At 63.0% G+C, this 3,211-nt stretch carries 2 protein-coding genes and 1 pseudogene; all 3 read right to left on the bottom strand.

The window, feature by feature from the left end; genetic code table 11:
- Window positions 1–264: 264 nt before the first annotated feature.
- Window positions 265–423, bottom strand: a pseudogene (locus Q0319_RS13710) (phospholipase); the annotation flags it as partial.
- Window positions 424–595: 172 nt separating this feature from the next.
- A complete protein-coding gene (locus tag Q0319_RS13705) occupies window positions 596–1,594 on the bottom strand; it encodes a tripartite tricarboxylate transporter substrate binding protein (protein ID WP_299453462.1) in 999 nt (332 codons plus the stop codon).
- A gap of 65 nt (window positions 1,595–1,659) precedes the next feature.
- Window positions 1,660–2,991, bottom strand: coding sequence for an FAD-binding oxidoreductase (locus Q0319_RS13700; protein ID WP_299453459.1), 1,332 nt, complete (start codon window positions 2,989–2,991; stop codon window positions 1,660–1,662).
- Between the last annotated feature and the right edge of the window lie 220 nt (window positions 2,992–3,211).

The following is a 3,211-nucleotide window of genomic DNA, read 5'->3' as shown; positions in this document are numbered from 1 at the left end:
CGTCGAGTGTGAAGATCGCCTGCTGGCGCGCTGTCATACCACCCCCACAAGTTCCGTCGTCACGCGGCCTCGCTCGAAGAAATTCGTGCAAGACTTTGCAAGATATTGCGCCTCACATAGCGAAAGTCAAGAGTCAACATCCAGCGACCTGCTGGCCGATTGATGTGACTAAAATCTTCAAGGACGGTATGCCAGGGCGGGCCGGTCCGGCGCAGGGGACGGTGGGTTGATCGGGAACTTGCGGGCGCCGCCCACGGCCGCAGATCAAACACCGATCCTCACGTTGTAACCGAGCGCCCGCAGCCCCTTGCTCGTCCGCATGTTCCTTGGCGGAAACTCGTCTGGGCGCGCCCAGCCGACGATTTCCCCGAGACTGCTCAGGCCAATGTGCGGAATGGCCCAGTCGTCGCTGCGGATCGCGTTACCCAAGAAGCCCAGTGGCAGCGCAGGACGATTTTGGCCAAATCATCGAATCCACGTCCTCAAGGCCAAGGCGTTACTATTTAGTTCGGATTACGGACGCGGGTTCGGTTCCGTGTTCCACCACCAATAACGAAACCCCAACCGTTCGCGGTTGGGGTTTTTTCTTGCGACCTCAGATCCGAATACCGGTTCTGTCCACCAGCGATTTCCAGCGCAGGATTTCCTCGGCCATGAACTGGCCGGTCTGCTCGAACGTCATTTCCGGCATCAAGGGTGTGCCTTGGCGTTCGAACTGCTCGGCCAGTCCGCTCGCGGAACGGCCCCGCGTAATCGCTGCATGCAGCGTGCGCGCGATATCCGGCGCCACACCCATGGGCGCCCAGAGTCCGTTCCACGTCACGACGACGCAGTCCTCGCCCAGCAGTTCGCTCAGGGGCGGTATCTGCGGCGCCACGGCGAGGCGTTGGCTGCTGGTCACGCCGATGGCGCGCAATCTACCGGCTTCGATCAAAGGCCCCACCACCGACCACGGATCGACCGCATAGGTGATGCGCCCGCCGATGACATCGGCCATGACCCCTTGCGAGCCGTGCTTGTAGGGGATATGCAGGAGATCCGGCTGGCCGATCAGATCGGCGAACAGCTTGCAGGCGATATGGCCGGAGGTGCCGACCCCGTTGGAGCCGTAGCTGTAGCGGTCCGGCTGGGCCGCAATCCGCGCGACCAGGTCGTCGTATCCCTGGATGCCGCTGTCGGCCGAGACCACCAGGAACACCGGCACGCTGATCGTCACAGCGATAGGCTGGAAATCGCGCTCGGGCTGATAGGCAAGATTGGGGTATACGAACGGGCTGATGCAGTAGCTGGTCGCTGCGCTGTACAGCAGGTTGTAGCCGTCCGGCGCCGACCGCGCGATAACGGTGGCCCCCACGGTGCCGCCCGCGCCCGCCCGGTTCTCGACCACCACGGCGGCGTCGCCCAATCCCTTGGACAGCTGCTCCGACCACGTGCGTGCAGCGATATCGGTACTGCTGCCCGGCGAAAACGGCACCACCAGCCTGATCGTGCGATCCGGATACCGAGTATCGACAGCGCCATGAACCGCTGGCGCGGCGGCGGCGGCCGCCAAGCCGCCCAGGGCCTGTAGGAAGTTCCTGCGGTTGTAGCTCATGGATGTGGTTACCCCTTTGATTTGTTGATGTAGCCGGTGCACCGTCACCGGGGTGGGAAATCCGGTCAGTAGATGATGTTCGGCTCCAATTTCTCACCGGATAGAAAGCGTCTGTGCGACAAATACTGCAGGTCCTCCGAGGATTGGCCCCGCGCGATGAGCTGGGCGAGCATGCGCCCCGCTCCCATCGAACTGCTGAATCCGTGACCGCTGAAGCCCGTGCACAAGTACACGCCGGGCACTTTGTCGCAGGCGGAAACGACCGGGATGCCGTCCGGCGTATTGTCGATGGCGCCCCCCCATGCATAGTCCAGCATGTCGGGGCCCAGCCCGGGAAAGACGCGCTGGGCCTCTTCATAAGCCGAGCGCACCAGCGACATGTCCGGATCCGGGTCCAGCACACGGTTTTTCACGAAAGGCGACCGTCCCAGATACAGGTACCCGATCTCGTCCCAGAGCTGGCGGAAGAACTCTCCGTCCAGGCGCAGGGCGATGTTCTTGCGACGGCTGGCTAGTAGCCCCTTGAAACGCAGACCGTAGCGCAGGCTGTTGGGAACGATGTGCACCGTGCCGCGGCCGCTCTTGGCCAGGATGTAGCCGCCTCCTACCTTTTCCCGCACCGCGAATTGCGGCGCCTTCAGCGGCCCCTGGAATGGCAGCTGCACGGCGTCGCGCGTCTTGGAGGCCGACGAATACACATTCAGCGTAGGCAGGACGATCTTCTGCTTCAAGCAGAACAGCGACGACCAGGCTCCGGCGGCAATGACCACGCAATCGGCTCGCACCATCCCTCTTTCGGTCTCGATGCCGGCGAGTCGGCCTGCCTCGAAGTAAAGATCGTTGACCGCGCAATTCTGCAGGACGGCAACGCCCTCGGCCGCGGCGTGCCGCGCCAGCAGCGGAATCGCACAAGACGGGTCGGCATAGCCGTCGTGGAAGGTTCTGACACCGCCGATCCAGGGTTCGCCCGACGCCGCGTAGACCTTGTTGGCCTGCTCTTTCGACAACATTTCTGCGGCCACGCCGCAGCGTTGGGCAAACTCAAACCACTCCTGCCACCCGGCCAGCTCCGCTTCGCTGCGGGTGACGAAAGTGATGCCCGTCTCCCGGAAGCCTACGTCGGCTCCGATCTCGGCCGACAGTTCCGACCACCGCCTGACGCTGAGCCTGGCCATGCCAAGTTCGCGCAAGTCCCTGCCCAGGGTGCGGCACCAGCCCCAGTTCCTGCTGCTTTGCTCGGCCGCGATGCGCCCTTTCTCGAATACGCCGACACGTTTACCGAGCTTGGAAAGCTCATAAGCCGTCACGACACCCGCCGCGCCACCGCCGATCACGGCCACGTCCAGCCTGGACGGCAGCTGCGTGTCGGTCTCTATCATCATCAAAGGTTGTTTCATCTCGGACTACGCTCGAACCTATGGTGCGCTTCCGGTACCCATCGAGTACAGGTCGACGAAAATTTGGGCAAAAGCCCTCCGCTGCCAGCGCGAACGCCAGCAGAATGCAATGAACACTTGAGCACGTACGTGCGCACCGGGCTCCCATTCCCGCAGGACGGAAGCGCACATCAAACCGTCATCCGGCGCCGACATGCAGTTGCGGATACTGCCTGCGCAT

The organism is uncultured Pigmentiphaga sp., from assembly GCF_937950555.1.
Lineage (GTDB): Bacteria > Pseudomonadota > Gammaproteobacteria > Burkholderiales > Burkholderiaceae_B > Pigmentiphaga.
The sequence above is the reverse complement of the archived record's forward strand: the minus strand, read 5'-3'. Positions and strand labels throughout refer to the sequence as shown.